Raw genomic sequence first — 16,038 nt, forward strand, 5'->3', positions numbered from 1 at the left:
CCCATCATGACAGAGGCGCCCCCGGCCGCGGCCGTCCGGTGTCCGGCACAATGGCTCCATGCCCGCGGACTCCGACGCGACCCTCAACGCGATCGCGGCCGAGCTCTCGGTCGTCCCGCCACGGGATTTCGTCTCCGCGCGCGCGGCCCGGGCGAAGCAGATCGACGACCGGGTGCTCGCGTCCGACGTGAAGGCGCTGCGCAAGCCCGTTCTCGCCGCGTGGGCCGTCAATGTGCTCGCTCAGGAGCGGCGTGCGGAGCTCGACCGGCTTCTCGAGGTGGCTTCGGCGCTCCGCGACGCGCAATCGGCTCTGGACGCCCGCCGGCTGGCGGAGCTCGGACGGGAGCGCCGGAGCGTCGTCGAGAAGCTGACGGAGCTCGTCTCGCAGCTGGCGGAGGCTCGCGGGGAGCGGCTCTCACCGAGCACGGTCGAGGCCGTGCGCGAGACGCTCAACGCGGCGGTGTTCGACGCGGATGCCGCGGCCGCCGTCGCGTCGGGACGGCTGACGCGCCCGCTCGAGGCGTCGGGTGGGTTCTCCGTCGACCTCGAGGGAGCGATCGCGGGTAGGGCAGCGGATGCGCCCGTCTCGCCGCCGCGGAAGGACTCGCCGCGCTCCGCGAAGGAGAGCGCCGCCGTCGCGCGGTCGCGGGCGAAGGCCGAGCGGGCCGTCCGTGCGGCCGAGAAGGACGCCGCGGCGTCAGCTCGGTCTCTCGCCGAGGCCACCGAGCGACGCGAGCGCGCGCACGAGAAGGCAGACGCGCTCGAGGAGCGCGTGGAGAAGCTGCGCCGCGATCTCGCATCGGCCGAGCGGGATCTTGCCGCGGCGCTCGAGCGGATCGACGACCTCGACGCCCAGGTGGCGGACGCCGAGAAGCGCGACGCAGAGGCTCAGGCCGCGGTCGATGCGGCCCGTGCCGACCTCCCCGAGTAGCGGTCGCTCCCGGGTCGGTGTCGGCACACGCCGGTAGGCTGGATGAATGGCCGCTGCACCCCGCAAGACCCCCGCGAAGGCGACGAAGACGGCCATCCCGCAGCTGCCGTGGCGGCGTCCGGAGCCCGCGCCGATCGTGCTCGTGTCCGGCCCCGAGGAGGTCTGCGCCGAGCGCGCGATCGCGGGTGTGCGCGACTACCTCAAGGCCGAGGATCCGTCACTCGAGATCACCGACATCGTCGCGTCCGACTACACGTCCGGCATGCTGCTCGCGGTCACCTCGCCCTCGCTCTTCGGCGAGCCGCGCCTCGTGCGGGTGTCCGGCGTCGAGAAGTGCAGCGACGCGTTCCTCACCGAGGCGCTTGCGTACATCGAGGCGCCGCAGGAGGGCGCGACGCTCATCCTGCGCCACAACGGCGCGACCGTCCGCGGCAAGAAGCTGCTCGACGCCATCCGCTCGGGCGTCGGGGGCGGGGTCGAGGTTCCGTGCCCGGCCGTCAAGCGCGACGCCGACCGGTTCGACTTCGCGGCGGGGGAGTTCAAGGCCGCCGAACGGCGCATCGCCCCGAAGGCCCTCCAGGCGCTCACGCAGGCGTTCACGGGCGAGCTGGCCGAGCTCGCGGCCGCGTGCCAGCAGCTCATCTCGGACGTCGAGGGCGACATCACCGAGGATGTCGTGTCGCGCTACTACGGGGGACGCGTCGAGACGAACGCCTTCACGGTCGCCGACACCGCGATCGCCGGACGCTACGGAGAGGCGCTCGTCGCGCTGCGGCACGCCCTCGACTCCGGGGCGGATCCCGTGCCGCTCGTCGCCGCGTTCGCGATGAAGGTGCGCACGATGGCGCGCGTCGCGGGCTCGCGCGAGCCGTCGCGGCAGCTCGCGAACCGGCTCGGGATGAAGGACTGGCAGGTCGACCGCGCGCGCCGCGATCTCCAGTCGGGCTGGAACGACCGCGCGCTCGCGCTGGCCATCCAGGCGATCGCGCGGGCCGATGCCGAGGTCAAGGGCGCGTCGCGCGACCCCGTCTTCGCCCTCGAGCGGATGGTCACGGTCGTGGCGACGCGCGCTCCGTTCGGGCGCTGAGGCAGGACGCCGCGTACAGCAGAAGGCCCGCCCCGCTGACGCGGGACGGGCCTTCGACATGCACGCGGCTCAGAGCGACGAGACCTGCTTCGCGATGCCCGACTTGCGGTTCGCGGCCTGGTTCTTGTGGATGACGCCCTTGCTCACGGCCTTGTCGAGCTTCTTCGACGCCTTGGCGAGGGCGGCCTCGGCGGCGGCCTTGTCGCCGGCGGCGATGGCCTCGCGCGTCTTGCGGACGAGCGACTTCAGCTCGCTCTTGACGGCCTTGTTGCGCTCGCGCGCCTTCTCGTTGGTCTTGATGCGCTTGATCTGCGACTTGATGTTTGCCACGTCGAATGACTTTCGTTCGGAGTGATTCGGATGGTCGTATGACGGCCATCCGAGTGTGCTTCTTCAGTTGCCGCGTGACGAGAGAGGGGCGTCGTACGGCTGTGTGGGTGGCCCCACACGCAAGCCAAGGGTCAATGCTACCAGGTCATGCCTGGGCGGCCGTGCTCTCGACGACCGCGATCGCGAGATCCAGCACGGCCGAGAAGGCCGCGGGGCGCATCGTCGTCACGAGGTGCGTCGACCGCGGGACGACGATGAGCTCCGCATGGGGCACGAGGCGCGTGAACACCCGCTCGTGCAGGCGGAGCTGATCCCATTCGCCGTTGACGAACCACACGGGCATCGTCAGACGCGTGAGCGCGGTGCGGATGTCCAGGGTCGCGAGGCTCGCGAGGGCCGCGTCCTCGGAGCGGAGGGCATAGCCGCCCGCGCCGAGGTCGGTTCGCGTCTCCTCGGGGAGCGTCGCGCGGAGGATCCGCTGCACGAGCCACATGCCGTTGCCGGGCATCCGCTGCATGCCGCGCAGGAGCATCCGGTACAACGCGAGCCCGGCGCCGCGGGGGAGCGCGGTCGCGCCCACGGCGACGAAGGCGGCGACGGGAGCGGCGTCGTCTCGCGCGAGATACGCCGTCGAGAGGATGCCGCCCATGGAATGCCCGACGAGCAGGACCGGGCCCGCCTCGCCGGCCGAGCGGAGGGCGCGATCCAGCGTCGCGAAGGCCTCCTCGAGCGACCATTCCTCGTCCATGCGCGAGCCGTGGCCGGGCAGGTCCAGCGCGTGCACGTCGACGCCGCGCCCCTGCAGATGGAGGACCTGCGTGCGCCACATGGTGGCGGATGTCCGGATGCCGTGAACGAGGACGACCTGGACACCGCTCATGCGCGCCATCGTATCCGGACAGGCGAAGGGGCCGACGGCTTCGAAAGCCGCCGGCCCCTTCGGGTCAGAGAGGGAGGATCACTCCTTCTCCCAGCCCACGTTCTCCACCGGCTGGAGGCCGAAGAGGTCGAGGCCCGTGTAGGTCTCGGGGGTCAGGTTCGCCAGACCCTCCTTGACCGTCATGATCTGCGGGCCGGCGTAGAGCGGGAACACGCCCCATGTCTCGGCCATGATCTCGGCCTCGAGCTTCATGCCCGCCTCGGTCTGCTCCTCCGCCGTCGGCAGCGCCGAGACCTCGTTCGCGATGCGCTCGTCGATCTCGGGCGTGCTCGTGGACGAGAGGTTGAGGCCGCTGTCCGAGCAGTAGACCTGGCACATGTACGCGACGCCGTACGGGTCGCTCGACGAGAAGCCGAGCATGACGAGGTCCCAGTTCTTCGTCGTGAGGTCGTTCGAGAAGTCGGACGACGGGCGCACCTCGGGGGTGATCGCGGCGCCCACCTCGGCGAGCTGCGTCTGGACGATGCGACCGCGCGCCTCGACGATCGGGTCGTCGCCGAAGAGCGGGAGCACGCCCTCGAGCCGGACGCCGTCCTTCTCGCGCACCCCGTCCTCGCCCATGACCCAGCCGGCCTCGTCGAGGATCGCGTTCGCCTCGTCGACGTTGTACTCCCAGCCCGCCTCGGTCAGCGCGTCGGTGTAGCCCTCCTGGAACGGGAAGAGCATCAGCGATCCGGCGTCGGGCTCGGTGTAGTCGAGACCGTTCCAGACGACCTCCTTGATCTGCTCGCGGTCGATCGCCATGAAGAGCGCCTTGCGCACCTCCAGGTCGGCGAACTGCTCACGCTCCGCGTTGATCTGGATGAGGTTCGTCGCGGTCCGCTGCGCGCGGTAGGTGACGACACCCTCCATGTCGGCGACCTGAGCGAGCCGGTCCTCGGTGTTGGTCAGCGCCATGTCGATCTCGCCATTGCGGAACGCGTTGATCTCGGCCGTGTCGTCGAGCACGCGGAAGGTCACCTTGTCGAGGAGGGGCTCGTCGCCCCACCAGTTCTCGTTCGGGACGAACGTGATCGTGCCGCCGTTCGCATCGAACTCGTCGACCGTGTACGGGCCCGCGCCCCACTCGGGGTGCACCTGGTTGACGTACGCCTCGTTGAAGAGCTCGGGCGTGTTGATCGCCGGGTTGACGAGGTGCCAGAAGAGGCCGTCCGTCCAGGGGTAGACCTGCTTGAAGGTCACGACCGCCTGGCGCTCGTCCTCACCCTGCTCGACGGACTCGATGAGCGAGTAGCCGTCGGTCGAGTTGGGGATGTAGCCCTCGTCGAGCGAGCGGTTGGCGATCCAGGTCTGGTTGTAGGCCTCCCACGTGATCGGGGTGCCGTCGTTCCAGACCGCGTCGGGGTTGATCGTGTAGGTGACGACCGTCTTGCCGTCGACCTCCTCGGTCGTCCAGTCGGTGAGGTAGTTGGGGTTGGCGTACGCCTCGCCCTCGGGCGTCATGAGGATCGTCTGGGGGTTGTACCACTCCCACAGGGTCGCCGTGTCGACCGAGCCGTCCGAGTGGTTCGCGTTCAGCTGCTCGGGGATCTCCGTGATCGGGAAGACCGCCTCGCCGCCCTGCTGGAGGTTCTCGCGGGGCTGCGGGTTGTAGTCGGCACCGGTGATCTCGGTGGCGCCCTCGTTGCCTCCGCCGGACCCGCCGCCGTTGCCGCCGTCGTTGCCGCCACCGGCACAGCCCGCGAGGACGAGGGCGAGCGCGCCGGCTGCGGCCGCCGCCCCGATCCACTTCTGCTGCTTCTTCATGGTGCTCCTTTCGCGCCTTGTAGGCGTCGGGATATGGGAGAGATGAGATCGAGGCTAACCGCGGGCCGCGCGCGCTTGTGAGAACGTGAGCGAGCCGTGACCTGCGGGTCTCGTCCCGAGCGGGGCGCGGCGCGCCGTCGTCTTCGCACGACGCGCCGTGACCCCACGATGGATCAGCCGGTGGACATCTGCCCGCGGCTGAGGAGGTCGTGGTCGAGCTCGACGCGCGTCCGGCCGCGCTCCACCTTCGGATCGGGGATCGGGATGGCCGACAGCAGCGCCTGCGTGTACGGGTGCTGCGGGGTGTCGAACACGTCGTCGACGTCGCCGAACTCGACGAAGTCGCCGCGGTACATGACCGCCACCCGGTCGGCGAGGTGCCGGACCACCGAGAGATCGTGCGCGACGAACAGATAGCTGATGCCGAGCCGCATCTTCAGCTCGTCGAGCAGGTTCAGCACACCGGCCTGGATCGACACGTCGAGCGCCGAGACCGGCTCATCGAGCACCACGAGCTTCGGCTCGGTCGCGAGCGCGCGGGCGATGCCGATGCGCTGGCGCTGACCGCCCGAGAACGCCTGCGGGAAGCGATCGCTGTGCGCGGGGTTCAGTCCGACGAGCCCCATGAGCTCGTCGACGCGCTCGTGCGTGCGCTCCTTCGAGGTGCCGATCGTCTGCAGCGGCTCCGCGATGATGTCGAACACCGTCATGCGCGGGTCGAGGGCGCCCATCGGGTCCTGGAAGACGATCTGGATGTCGCGGCGGGCCGCGCGCTCACGATGGCGTCCCTTGAGCTCGCGCACGCTCGTTCCGTTGATCCGGATGTCGCCGCCCTCGGGCGCCGCGAACTCCATGATCTCGAGGAGCGTCGTGGTCTTGCCCGAGCCCGACTCGCCGACGATCGCGAGGGTCTCGCCCTCCTTGATGTCGAACGAGATGTCCTTGACGGCCTGCACCTCGCCGACCTTGCGCTTGAGGATGCCCTTGAGGATCGGGAACGTCTTCGACAGGTGCGACACCTCGAGGACCGTCTTGCGCTCCTCGCGGGGCGTGCGCACCAGGTCGCTCTCGGGGATCACCGGCACGGGGTACACGGGGCGACCGCCGATCAGCCCCGCATGGATCTCGTCGGCACGGATGCACGCGGCGCGGTGGTCCGCGTCGCCGCTGACCTGGAGAAGCTCGGGCTCGCCGACGCGGCACGCATCGAGCACGATCGGGCAGCGGTCGGCGAAGGGGCACGCATCCGGCAGGTCGATGAGCAGCGGCGGATTGCCCTTGATCGCGACGAGCGGCTGCTTCTCCTTCTTGTCGACGCGCGGGATCGCGCCGAGGAGGCCGATCGTGTACGGCATGCGCGTGTCGTCGAAGAGGTCGACGGCCGACGCCTGCTCGATCGGCTTGCCCGCGTACATGACGAGCACGTCATCGGCGATGTTCGCGACGACGCCCATGTCGTGGGTGATCATGATGACCGCGGCACCGGTCTCGCGCTGCGCCGTGCGGATCAGATCGAGGATCTGCGCCTGGATCGTCACATCGAGAGCCGTCGTGGGCTCGTCGGCGATGATGAGCTTCGGATTGTTCGCCATGGCGATCGCGATGACGACGCGCTGGCGCATGCCGCCCGAGAACTCGTGGGGGAAGGCCTTCATGCGGCGCTCGGGATCGGTGATCCCGACGAGCGTGAGGAGCTCGATGCCGCGCTCCCACGCGCGCTTGCGGCCCATCCCCGCGTTGTGCACGACGAGCGCCTCGACGAGCTGGTCGCCGATCGTGTAGACCGGCGTGAGCGACGTGAGCGGGTCCTGGAAGATCATCGCCAGGCCGTTGCCGCGGATGGCGGACATCTGCTTGTCGGTCTTGCCGATGAGCTCATCGCCCTGGAAGACGATCGATCCGGTGACGTGAGCGGTCTCGGCGAGGAGGCCCATGATCGCGAGCGAGGTCACGGACTTGCCCGAGCCGGACTCGCCGACGATGCCGAGGGTCTGGCCGGGGAGGAGGTCGAAGGAGACGCCGCGCACGGCGTCGACCCTTCCCGCCTCGGAGGCGAAGCTGACCCGGAGGTCGCGGACGGAGAGAACGGGTTCGGTCATGCGCGGCCTCCAGCCGCCGAAGTCGGGTCGAGGGCGTCGCGCAGTCCGTCGGCGACGAGCGCCATGGAGACGGTGAGCAGCGTGAGGGCGCCGGCGGGGAAGTAGAACATCCAGGGTGCGCTCGTGATGATCCCCGAGCCGGTTCCGATGAGGGAGCCGAGCGAGACATCGGGGAGCTTCACGCCGAAGCCGAGGAACGACAGGCCGGTCTCGAGCATCACGGCGCTCACGACGCCGAGGGTGAAGTTGATGACGAGGAGCGAGCCGATGTTCGGGATCATGTGACGCAGCACGATGCGGAATCCGCTGACGCCCATGTAGCGGGCCGCCTGGATGTACTCGCGCTCGCGCAGCGACAGGGAGAGCGTCCAGATCGTGCGGGCCGCGATGAACCAGTTCGTCAGGATGAGGATGATCGTGATCATCCTCCAGTCGCCACCCGAGTCGTTCGAGATCATCGCGATGATGAGGAACGTGGGCACGGCCATGAGGAAGTGGATGACGGCGAGCGCCCCGCGCTCGTACCAGCCGCCGAAGTAGGCCGCGGTGGCGCCGACGAGCGCCGAGATGACCGTCGTGCCGATCGACACGAGCACGGCGATCATCAGCGAGCGCTGGAGGCCGACGACGACCATCGCGTAGAGATCGTTGCCCGAGTTGTTCGTGCCGAACCAGTGCTCGGCGCTCGGCGGATCGGACAGCGCCAGGAAGTCGAGCTCGATGTGGTCGTACTTCTGGAACACCGGCCCGACGACCGCGAACAGCGCGAGGAGCACGAAGATCACGAGGCCGCCCACGGCGGGCTTGTTGCGCATGAAGCGCCGAGTGTAGAGCGCGGACTTCCGCATCGGCTTGCTGCGGCCTGCGGTCAGCACCGTCTCGCTCGGCGGCGGGTTGTCGCCGTGCTCGAGCGGGTCGCGCATATCGGTCTGCATCGTCATGTCAGCTCACCCGCACTCGAGGGTCGAGGGCGACGACCGCGACATCCGCGAGCATCGCGCCGATGAAGGTCATGAAGGCGCCGAACGCGGCCGTCGCCACGGTCCCGTGGATGTCGTTCGTCGCGATCGTCTGGGAGAAGTACTGCCCCATGCCGCTCCAGCCGAAGATCGTCTCGGTGAGGATCGCGCCCGTGAAGGCGGCGGGGATGTTGAACGCGACCTGCGTCGTCACGGGGATGAGCGACGTCCGCAGCGCGTGCCGGCGGATGGCCTGCGACTTCGTCAGGCCCTTCGCGCGCGCCGTGCGGACGTAGTCGGCGCTGATGTTGTCGAGCAGCAGGGAGCGCTGCAGGAAGTGGTAGCCCGCGTAGCCGGTCAGCACGAGGCCGAGGGTCGGCAGCGTGAGGTGCTGGACGACGTCGACGAGCATCGGGAAGAAGCCCTCGACGCCGAGGCTCGCCGAGCCGGTGACATAGAACACACGCGTGCCGACAGCCTGGTTGATCGAGATCGCGAGGAGCACGATGCCGAGCGCCGCGACGACCACGGGGATGTTCATCGTGATGATCGACGTCGCCTGGCCGATCCGGTCCGCGAGCTTGTACTGGCGGGATGCCGTGTACACGCCGATCGCGATGCCGACGACCGCGGTGAGGATCGTCGCACCGAGCACGAGCTCCGCGGAGATCCACATCCGATAGGCGACCTGCTCGTTCACCGAGCCGCCCGTCGGGCTCACGCCCCAGTCCCAGCGCGTGATGATCGCGGAGAGCCAGGTCCACCACCTCTCGACGAGCGGGACGGTGTCGCTGAGGTTGCGCGGCTCGAGCAGGGCGACGATCTGCTGCTCGGACAGCGGCGGGCGGCGGCCGACGTAGTTGCTGCGCGGGTCGAGGTAGAGCCACGCGAGGAAGTACGTCAGGTTCGTCGCCACGGCGATGATGAGCAGCCACCCCAGGATGCGGCGGAGCAGGTATCGGATCAAGGTCGTGGATTTCCTTCTTCGGACTGCGATCGCGCGCTTCTGGCGCGGTCATCGCACACGTTGAGCGTCGACTCTACCCCCGGTTGACTCAAGTCGACCATCCCGGGCGCACCGTGCCGAAAAGCGTTATCGATCTGTGCTGGTCTTGGCGGAAGTTGCGTCGGGATTTCTGGACGATGGGCAGAATGCCAAGGAGGGGCGGACCGCGGTCCGCCCCTCCTGGCCATCCTGCGCAGTCGCGTCAGCGCAGGATGAGCGTGCGCTCCCCGCTCTCCGAGGGAAGCATGCTCGCGGAATCCGGCGCGAAGACGGCGACGACGCGGTGGTTGCCGCGGGCCAGGTCGGCGGGCACCTCGAGCACGGCAGAGCCGCCGTCGAGCACAGCCGCACCCGCGGAAGCGCCGTCGATGAGGAACTCGACCTCGCCGGTCGCCGCGGCGCCGTCGACCGTCCGGACGGTGGCGGTGAGCAGGTTCGGCGCGCCCTTCTTCGCCTGGCCGGGAGGCGTCGTGCGCAGCGTCGTGACGGTCTCCGTCGCCGGGGCGTCGGCGACGGCATCGAGCCCGACGATGACCGGGTCGTGGTCGCTCGAGCGGTAGGCGTCGGGCGCGTAGAAGAGCGTGCCGTGGCTGTTGTAGCGGCTGCACTCGAGCGCGACGGCCTCGCCGCTGTTGATCGACCAGATGTCCGCACCGGTCGCGAGCTCGGCGGCCGCCGGGTTGAGGAGCACGTGGTCCAGGGAGCCCGAGAGCGCCTGGTACACGTAGCTGCTCTCGGTCGACCCGAACGCGCTCTCGGCGTCGACGTAGCCCGCCTCGTAGAGCACCTGCATCGGGTCCTCCTGCGTGTAGGAGTTGAAGTCGCCCACGAGCAGCGCTGCCTCGGCGCCCGTTCCCGTCGGGTCACCGGCCATCCAGTCCGCGAGGGCCTGCGCCTGATAGACGCGCGACTGCGTGGATGCGCCCTGTCCGTCGCCCTGGTCCGCGTCCCCAGGCCACGGCCCTGCGGACCCCTTCGACTTGAAGTGGTTCACGACGACCGTGAAGGGCTCGCCGCCCGCGGCCGGAGCGAAGGTCTGCGCGATGGGCTCGCGCGCGTTCTGGAACGCGTCGATCTCGTCGTCGCTCGTGTCGAGCGCGGCGGAGGCGCCGACCGGGGAGACGAGGGCAGGCTGGTAGATGATCGCCGACGTGATCACGTCCTGCTCGCTCGCGTCGGGCAGGTTCGCGGGCGAGGGCACGAACGCCCACTTCTCGGTGCCCGCGGCCTCGTTCAGTGCGGCGACGAGCGTGGCGAGCGCCTCATCGGCGGGCTCGCCCAGACGCGCGGAGTTCTCGATCTCCATGAGCCCGACGACGCTCGCGTCGAGCCCTTCGATCGCGGCGACGATGCGGGCCTCCTGGCGGCCGAAGTCCTCCGCGTCCCACGCGCCGCGCTGATCGCAGCCTTCGTCGACCGTGACGCCGTCGCCCTCGCGGTCGCGGTACGGCACGCACGACGGGTCCTCGATCCCGAGGGTCGTGAAGTAGTTCAGGACGTTGAACGAGGCCACCGACACGTCGCCGCCCACCGGCTCGGGGGCCGCGGTCCGGGTGTTCTCGAACACGACGCCGTCGACACCCGATCCGTCGGCGACGATCGGCTCCGTGGGGTTCAGCTTCCATGCGTCGTTGCGGAAGTCGACGATGTGGGGCTCCGCGAACGCGACGGACGCACCGACCCGGATGGGCTCGACGAGCGAGATGTACGCGGGCGTGAGGTCGCGGTTGCGCGAGAAGCTCGCGGTCGATCCATCGTCGAGGGCGACGCGCCGCGCGGCGTTGTCGGCCGCGACGGCCTCTGCCTCGGGCGAGCCGGGGCGCGCGACGTCGGTCGGCTGGCGCAGGGGATCCGGGCCCGCGGCGAGCACGACCTCCCCGAACGTGTTCGTCGCGTAGGTGTCGGAGACGGTGAACTCGCCCGCGGGCGCGACGAGCATCGACTCCAGGCGCTCGCGCTCCGCGTCGGTCGCGGGCCAGCCCACGACGGCGGGCTCGACCGGTGCGGCGTCGGCGACGATCTCGGCGCCTCCCGCGCCGACGACGAGCTCGGTCAGGCCGTAGTGCTCCTTGACCTCGCCGGTGACCCGCACGGTGTCGCCGATCGCGACCGCGCCCACGGTGGCGGCCGAGTAGACGAAGATCGCGTCCGACGCGACATGCGCGGCCGGGTCGAGCTCGCCGCCGGTGCCGGGGGTCTGGATGACGTATCCGTCGAACCCGCCCGTCGGGTAGTGGGCCGTGACGACGCCCGTCGTCGTCACCGTCTGGCCGACGAGGGGCGAGGCGTCGCCGGTGCCCTGGATCTCCGCGATCTCGACGGGCTCCCCGGGCGTCGGAGTGGGCGTGGGAGTGGGAGTGGGCGTCGTGTCGCCGCCGAGCGGCTCGGGCGTGGGCGCACCCGTGACGAAGTCCGCGCCGTTGTCGGCCGTGTTCGCGCCTCCCGTGCGGGCGATCGCCGTCGCGTTCGTCGTGGCGGGCGCTGCGGAGCCGGCGAAGTCGGTCGCGCCGCCCCAGCCCACGTAGTCCACGACGGGCGCGGCCGTCGCGAGGCCGGTCGCGCCCGACAGCGGCGTCACCTGCGAGACGAGCGCCACCTTGCCCTGGGATCCGCTGATCGCGATGCCGCCGTCGACATCCGCCTCCACGTCGGGGAGGGCGGTGTTCGAGCCGTAGGCCTGCCCGACCACGAGCGTCTCGTCGGGCGGCAGCACGACATCGCCGAGCGGCGTGACCTGCCACGTCGCGCCCGTCGCCGAGGCGTACTGGACGCTCCAGCCGGCGAGGCTCTGCGGGGCGTCGGTCGTGTTCACGATCTCGACGAAGTCCCGGCTGAATGCGGCGCCGCTGTTGCCGCCGCCGCCGTACACCTCGTTGATGAGGACGCCGTCGCCGGGAGAGACGGCGGCATGAGCCGCGACGGGGGCGAGCAGCGCGGCCGCGACCGATGCGGTCGCTGCCGCGGCGCACAGGCGCCGGGTGCGGCGCGGGGGAGAGGACTGCTGCACGATGGTCTCCTTCGGATGTGCAGGAGGGCGCGGCGGTCGCCGCACGGGAGGATGTCAGGCAATCGTCGTCGCATGAACGGCCGGTTACCGGGATCTCGCGCGGAAGCGGCGGCGCGTCGCGCGGCGACCCGGGCACGCGCGACGGCGCGCGGCCCGTAGAATCAGACGGATATGTCCCCTCGTGCCACGACTCCGCTCCCGCCTGCCGCGACACCGCCTGAGCGCATCCGCAACTTCTGCATCATCGCTCACATCGATCACGGCAAGTCGACGCTCGCCGACCGCATGCTGCAGCTCACCGGCGTCGTGTCCGACCGCGACATGCGCGCGCAGTACCTCGACCGGATGGACATCGAGCGCGAGCGCGGCATCACCGTCAAGAGCCAGGCGGTGCGGCTTCCGTGGCAGCTCGACGGCGACACCTATGCGCTGAACATGATCGACACGCCGGGGCACGTCGACTTCACCTATGAGGTCTCGCGCTCGCTCGCGGCGTGCGAGGGCGCGGTGCTGCTCGTCGACGCCGCGCAGGGGATCGAGGCGCAGACGCTCGCGAACCTCTACCTCGCGCTCGAGAACGACCTCACGATCATCCCCGTGCTCAACAAGATCGATCTCCCCGCGGCCGACCCCGACCGCTTCGCCAAGGAGCTCGCAGACCTCATCGGCGGCGACCCGGCCGACGTCCTGCGCGTGTCGGGCAAGACCGGTCAGGGCGTGGAGGAGCTGCTGGACCGCCTCGTCGCCGAGATCCCGGCACCCCGGGGCGACGCCGACGCACCCGCCCGCGCGATGATCTTCGACTCCGTCTACGACGCCTACCGCGGCGTCGTCACCTACGTGCGGATGGTCGACGGGCGCCTCTCTCCGCGCGAGCGCATCCAGATGATGTCGACGCGCGCGACGCACGAGCTCCTCGAGATCGGCGTCTCCAGCCCCGAGCCGACGCCCTCGAAGGGCCTCTCCGTCGGCGAGGTCGGGTACCTCATCACCGGCGTGAAGGACGTCCGCCAGTCGAAGGTCGGCGACACGGTCACCAACCAGCGCACTCCCGCGACCGAGCCGCTTCCCGGCTACACCGACCCGAAGCCGATGGTGTTCTCGGGGCTCTACCCGATCGACGCGAGCGACTACCCCGACCTCCGCGAGGCGCTCGACAAGCTCAAGCTCTCGGATGCCTCGCTCGCGTACGAGCCCGAGACATCCGTCGCCCTGGGCTTCGGATTCCGGTGCGGCTTCCTGGGGCTCCTGCACCTCGAGATCGTCACCGAGCGGCTCTCGCGCGAGTTCGGTCTCGACCTCATCACGACGGCGCCCAGCGTCGTCTACGAGGTCACGACCGAGACCGGCGAGAAGATCGTCGTCACGAACCCCAGCGAGTACCCCGACGGCAAGATCGGGGCAGTGTCCGAGCCGATCGTCAAGGCCTCGATCCTCGCGCCCAAGGAGTACGTCGGCACCGTGATGGAGCTGTGCCAGCAGCGCCGCGGCACGATGCTCGGCATGGACTACCTCTCCGAGGAGCGCGTCGAGCTGAAGTACACGATGCCGCTCGGCGAGATCGTGTTCGACTTCTTCGACCAGCTCAAGAGCCGCACGCAGGGCTACGCGAGCTTCGACTACGAGCCCGAGGGCCAGCAGGAGGCCGACCTCGTGAAGGTCGACATCCTCCTCCAGGGCGAGCGCGTGGACGCGTTCAGTGCGATCGTCCACCGCGAGAAGGCCTACTCCTACGGCACGACGATGACCGAGCGCCTGCGCAAGCTCATCCCGCGCCAGCAGTTCGAGGTGCCCATCCAGGCCGCCATCGGCGCGCGCGTGATCGCGCGCGAGAACATCCGCGCGATGCGCAAGGACGTCCTCGCGAAGTGCTACGGCGGCGACATCTCGCGCAAGCGGAAGCTGCTCGAGAAGCAGAAGGAGGGCAAGAAGCGCATGAAGATGGTCGGCCGGGTCGAGGTGCCCCAGGAGGCCTTCATCGCCGCGCTCTCCGGAGACGTCGAGTCGAAGGCCGGGAAGTAGCCAGGGGCTGCGGTTAGGGTGGACACCATGCGCCGGGAGACCTTCCGAGACGAGACGGTCGACTATGCCGCCGTCGGGGCGACGCAGGCTCCTGACCTGCTCCAGTACCCGCCGGAGCACAGCATCCCCGCGGCATCCGCCTGGCGGATCGGCAGCGGCGAGGAGCGCTTCCGCACCGCGGTCGACGCCCTTCTGTCGTGGGGTGCGCTGAAGGGCGCGGGGCTCACGCTGAGCGACGTCCGGCCCGCTCCCGGCCCGACCTACACGGGCGTCAGCTTCGACGAGGCGGGCAACGCCGTCGCGCCGAGCCGATCGGATGCCGACCAGCGGTTCGACGCGGACGGAACGCCGTACGTCGGGGCCGGCACGACCGTCACCGTGCACGGCAAGGTGGGCGGCTCGCGCGCGGACGCCGAGCTGCGGGTCATCTTCGTGATCGAGGAGGCGCGTCGCGTGGGCTTCGCGCTCGGCACGGTCGGCGACTCGGTCGTGAGCGGCGAGGAGTCGTTCATGATCGAGTGGCGCGAGAACGACGAGGTGTGGTTCGAGGTGCGCGCGTTCGACCGCCCCATGACCTTCTGGAACCGCCTGTTCAAGACGCTCGTGCGCCGCCGTCGCAAGGCGCTCTTCGCGGGGTACCTCCGCGCGATCTCGCCGCTGTTCCACACCGGCTCCTGATGGCCGGCGCCCTCCCCGTCGGCGATCCCGCTCCCGCCGACGGCCGCCTCCCGCGCGATCTCCCGATCGATCCGGCGACGGATCTCGGCGTCTACCTGCACGTGCCGTTCTGCCGGGTGCGCTGCGGGTACTGCGACTTCAACACCTACACCTCCGAGGAGCTGCGCGGAGCCCGACAGGACGAGTACGCCGACGTCCTCCTGCGCGAGGTCGCGCTCGCGCGCGACGTGCTCGCCGAGGCGGGCGCGCTGCGTCCCGCGCAGACGGTGTTCTTCGGCGGCGGCACGCCGACGCTGCTGCCCGCCGGCGACCTCGCGCGCATGCTCGAGGGCGTGCGCGGCGCGTTCGGCATCGCGGACGGCGCGGAGATCACCGTCGAGGCGAACCCCGACACGGTGACTGCCGCGGTCGCGGAGGAGCTCGCGCGGGCGGGGGTCACCCGCATGTCGGTGGGCATGCAGTCGGCCGTGCCGCACGTGCTCGCGGCGCTCGATCGCACGCACACGCCGTCGAACGTGCGGACGGCGGTCGAGGCAGGGCGCTCGGTCGGGCTCGACGTGAGCGTCGACCTCATCTACGGCGCCCCCGGCGAGTCGATCGACGACTGGCGCGCGTCGCTCGAGGCCGCGCTCGCGCTCGAACCCGACCACATCTCGGCGTACGCGCTCATCATCGAGGACGGGACGAAGCTCGCGCGGCAGATCCGCCGCGGCGAGGTGCCCGCGCCCGACGACGACCTCCAGGCCGACATGTACGAGCTCGCCGACCGCATGCTCGCCGACGCGGGCTTCGCGTGGTACGAGGTGTCGAACTGGGCGCGCGGCGACGGCCGTCGCTCGCGCCACAACCTCGCGTACTGGCGCGGCGCCGACTGGTGGGGCTTCGGTCCGGGTGCGCACAGCCACGTCGCGGGTCTGCGCTGGTGGAACGTCAAGCATCCCGCCGCGTACGCGCAGCGGCTCGCCGCGGGGGAGTCGCCGGCCGCCGGTCGGGAGCGCCCCGACGCGGCCGCGCAGCAGCTCGAGCGCGTGCTGCTGCACAGCCGCATCCGCGAGGGGCTCGCGATCGACGCGCTGCCGGATGACGCGCGGCGTGCGGTGGCCGGCCTCATCGCCGACGGCCTCATCGAGCCCGGGGCGGCGCTCCGCGGGCGGATCGTGCTCACCCTCCGCGGCCGCCTTCTCGCGGACGCCGTGGTGCGGGCACTCACGGACTGAGGTCGGCCGAGCCCCG

12 protein-coding genes are annotated in these 16,038 nt (G+C 70.4%); 5 read left to right on the forward strand and 7 right to left on the reverse strand.

The window, feature by feature from the left end:
- Positions 1-58: 58 nt before the first annotated feature.
- Complete coding sequence (locus GC092_RS07770; RefSeq protein ID WP_324014780.1) at positions 59-931, forward strand: transposase; 873 nt, start codon at positions 59-61, stop codon at positions 929-931.
- 46 nt (positions 932-977) lie between these two features.
- Positions 978-2,018 (forward strand): DNA polymerase III subunit delta, encoded by a 1,041-nt coding sequence (holA, locus tag GC092_RS07775; RefSeq protein WP_271171917.1) that lies wholly within the window; start codon positions 978-980, stop codon positions 2,016-2,018.
- Positions 2,019-2,087: 69 nt separating this feature from the next.
- On the opposite strand, the gene rpsT is transcribed toward holA, so the two are convergent.
- From rpsT to GC092_RS07810, 7 genes are all read right to left on the reverse strand, one after another.
- Positions 2,088-2,348, reverse strand: coding sequence for a 30S ribosomal protein S20 (rpsT, locus tag GC092_RS07780; protein ID WP_271171916.1), 261 nt, complete (start codon positions 2,346-2,348; stop codon positions 2,088-2,090).
- Between the two features lie 145 nt (positions 2,349-2,493).
- Positions 2,494-3,228 carry an alpha/beta fold hydrolase gene (locus tag GC092_RS07785; protein WP_324014782.1) on the reverse strand — a complete coding sequence of 245 codons (735 nt, stop codon included), beginning with the start codon at positions 3,226-3,228 and terminating at the stop codon, positions 2,494-2,496.
- A 78-nt stretch (positions 3,229-3,306) separates the two neighbouring features.
- The gene (locus tag GC092_RS07790; protein ID WP_324014784.1) at positions 3,307-5,034 is read right to left on the reverse strand and encodes an ABC transporter family substrate-binding protein; all 1,728 of its coding nucleotides are present in this window, start codon (positions 5,032-5,034) and stop codon (positions 3,307-3,309) included.
- 173 nt (positions 5,035-5,207) lie between these two features.
- Positions 5,208-7,133, reverse strand: a complete 1,926-nt coding sequence (locus GC092_RS07795) for an ABC transporter ATP-binding protein (protein WP_271171913.1) — start codon at positions 7,131-7,133, stop codon at positions 5,208-5,210.
- Positions 7,130-8,074, reverse strand: a complete 945-nt coding sequence (locus GC092_RS07800; RefSeq protein WP_324014786.1) for an ABC transporter permease — start codon at positions 8,072-8,074, stop codon at positions 7,130-7,132. The genes GC092_RS07795 and GC092_RS07800 overlap by 4 nt, the downstream gene beginning before the upstream one ends.
- 1 nt (position 8,075) lies before the next feature.
- Positions 8,076-9,059, reverse strand: coding sequence for an ABC transporter permease (locus GC092_RS07805; RefSeq protein WP_271171911.1), 984 nt, complete (start codon positions 9,057-9,059; stop codon positions 8,076-8,078).
- Positions 9,060-9,300: 241 nt separating this feature from the next.
- Positions 9,301-12,105, reverse strand: a complete 2,805-nt coding sequence (locus GC092_RS07810; RefSeq protein WP_324014788.1) for an ExeM/NucH family extracellular endonuclease — start codon at positions 12,103-12,105, stop codon at positions 9,301-9,303.
- Positions 12,106-12,276: 171 nt separating this feature from the next.
- Between GC092_RS07810 and lepA the strand changes: the two genes are divergently transcribed.
- The 3 genes from lepA to hemW are packed head-to-tail and all read left to right on the forward strand — an operon-like array spanning position 12,277 to position 16,022.
- On the forward strand, positions 12,277-14,127 hold the full coding sequence (gene lepA / locus GC092_RS07815) for a translation elongation factor 4 (RefSeq protein ID WP_282977780.1): 1,851 nt from the start codon (positions 12,277-12,279) through the stop codon (positions 14,125-14,127).
- Between the two features lie 27 nt (positions 14,128-14,154).
- Positions 14,155-14,805 (forward strand): DUF1990 domain-containing protein, encoded by a 651-nt coding sequence (locus GC092_RS07820; protein WP_324014789.1) that lies wholly within the window; start codon positions 14,155-14,157, stop codon positions 14,803-14,805.
- Positions 14,805-16,022, forward strand: a complete 1,218-nt coding sequence (hemW, locus tag GC092_RS07825; protein WP_324014791.1) for a radical SAM family heme chaperone HemW — start codon at positions 14,805-14,807, stop codon at positions 16,020-16,022. The genes GC092_RS07820 and hemW overlap by 1 nt, the downstream gene beginning before the upstream one ends.
- Positions 16,023-16,038: the final 16 nt, after the last annotated feature.

The sequence above is a fragment of the Microbacterium sp. JZ37 genome (assembly GCF_035188445.1).
Taxonomy (GTDB): Bacteria; Actinomycetota; Actinomycetes; order Actinomycetales; family Microbacteriaceae; genus Microbacterium; species Microbacterium barkeri.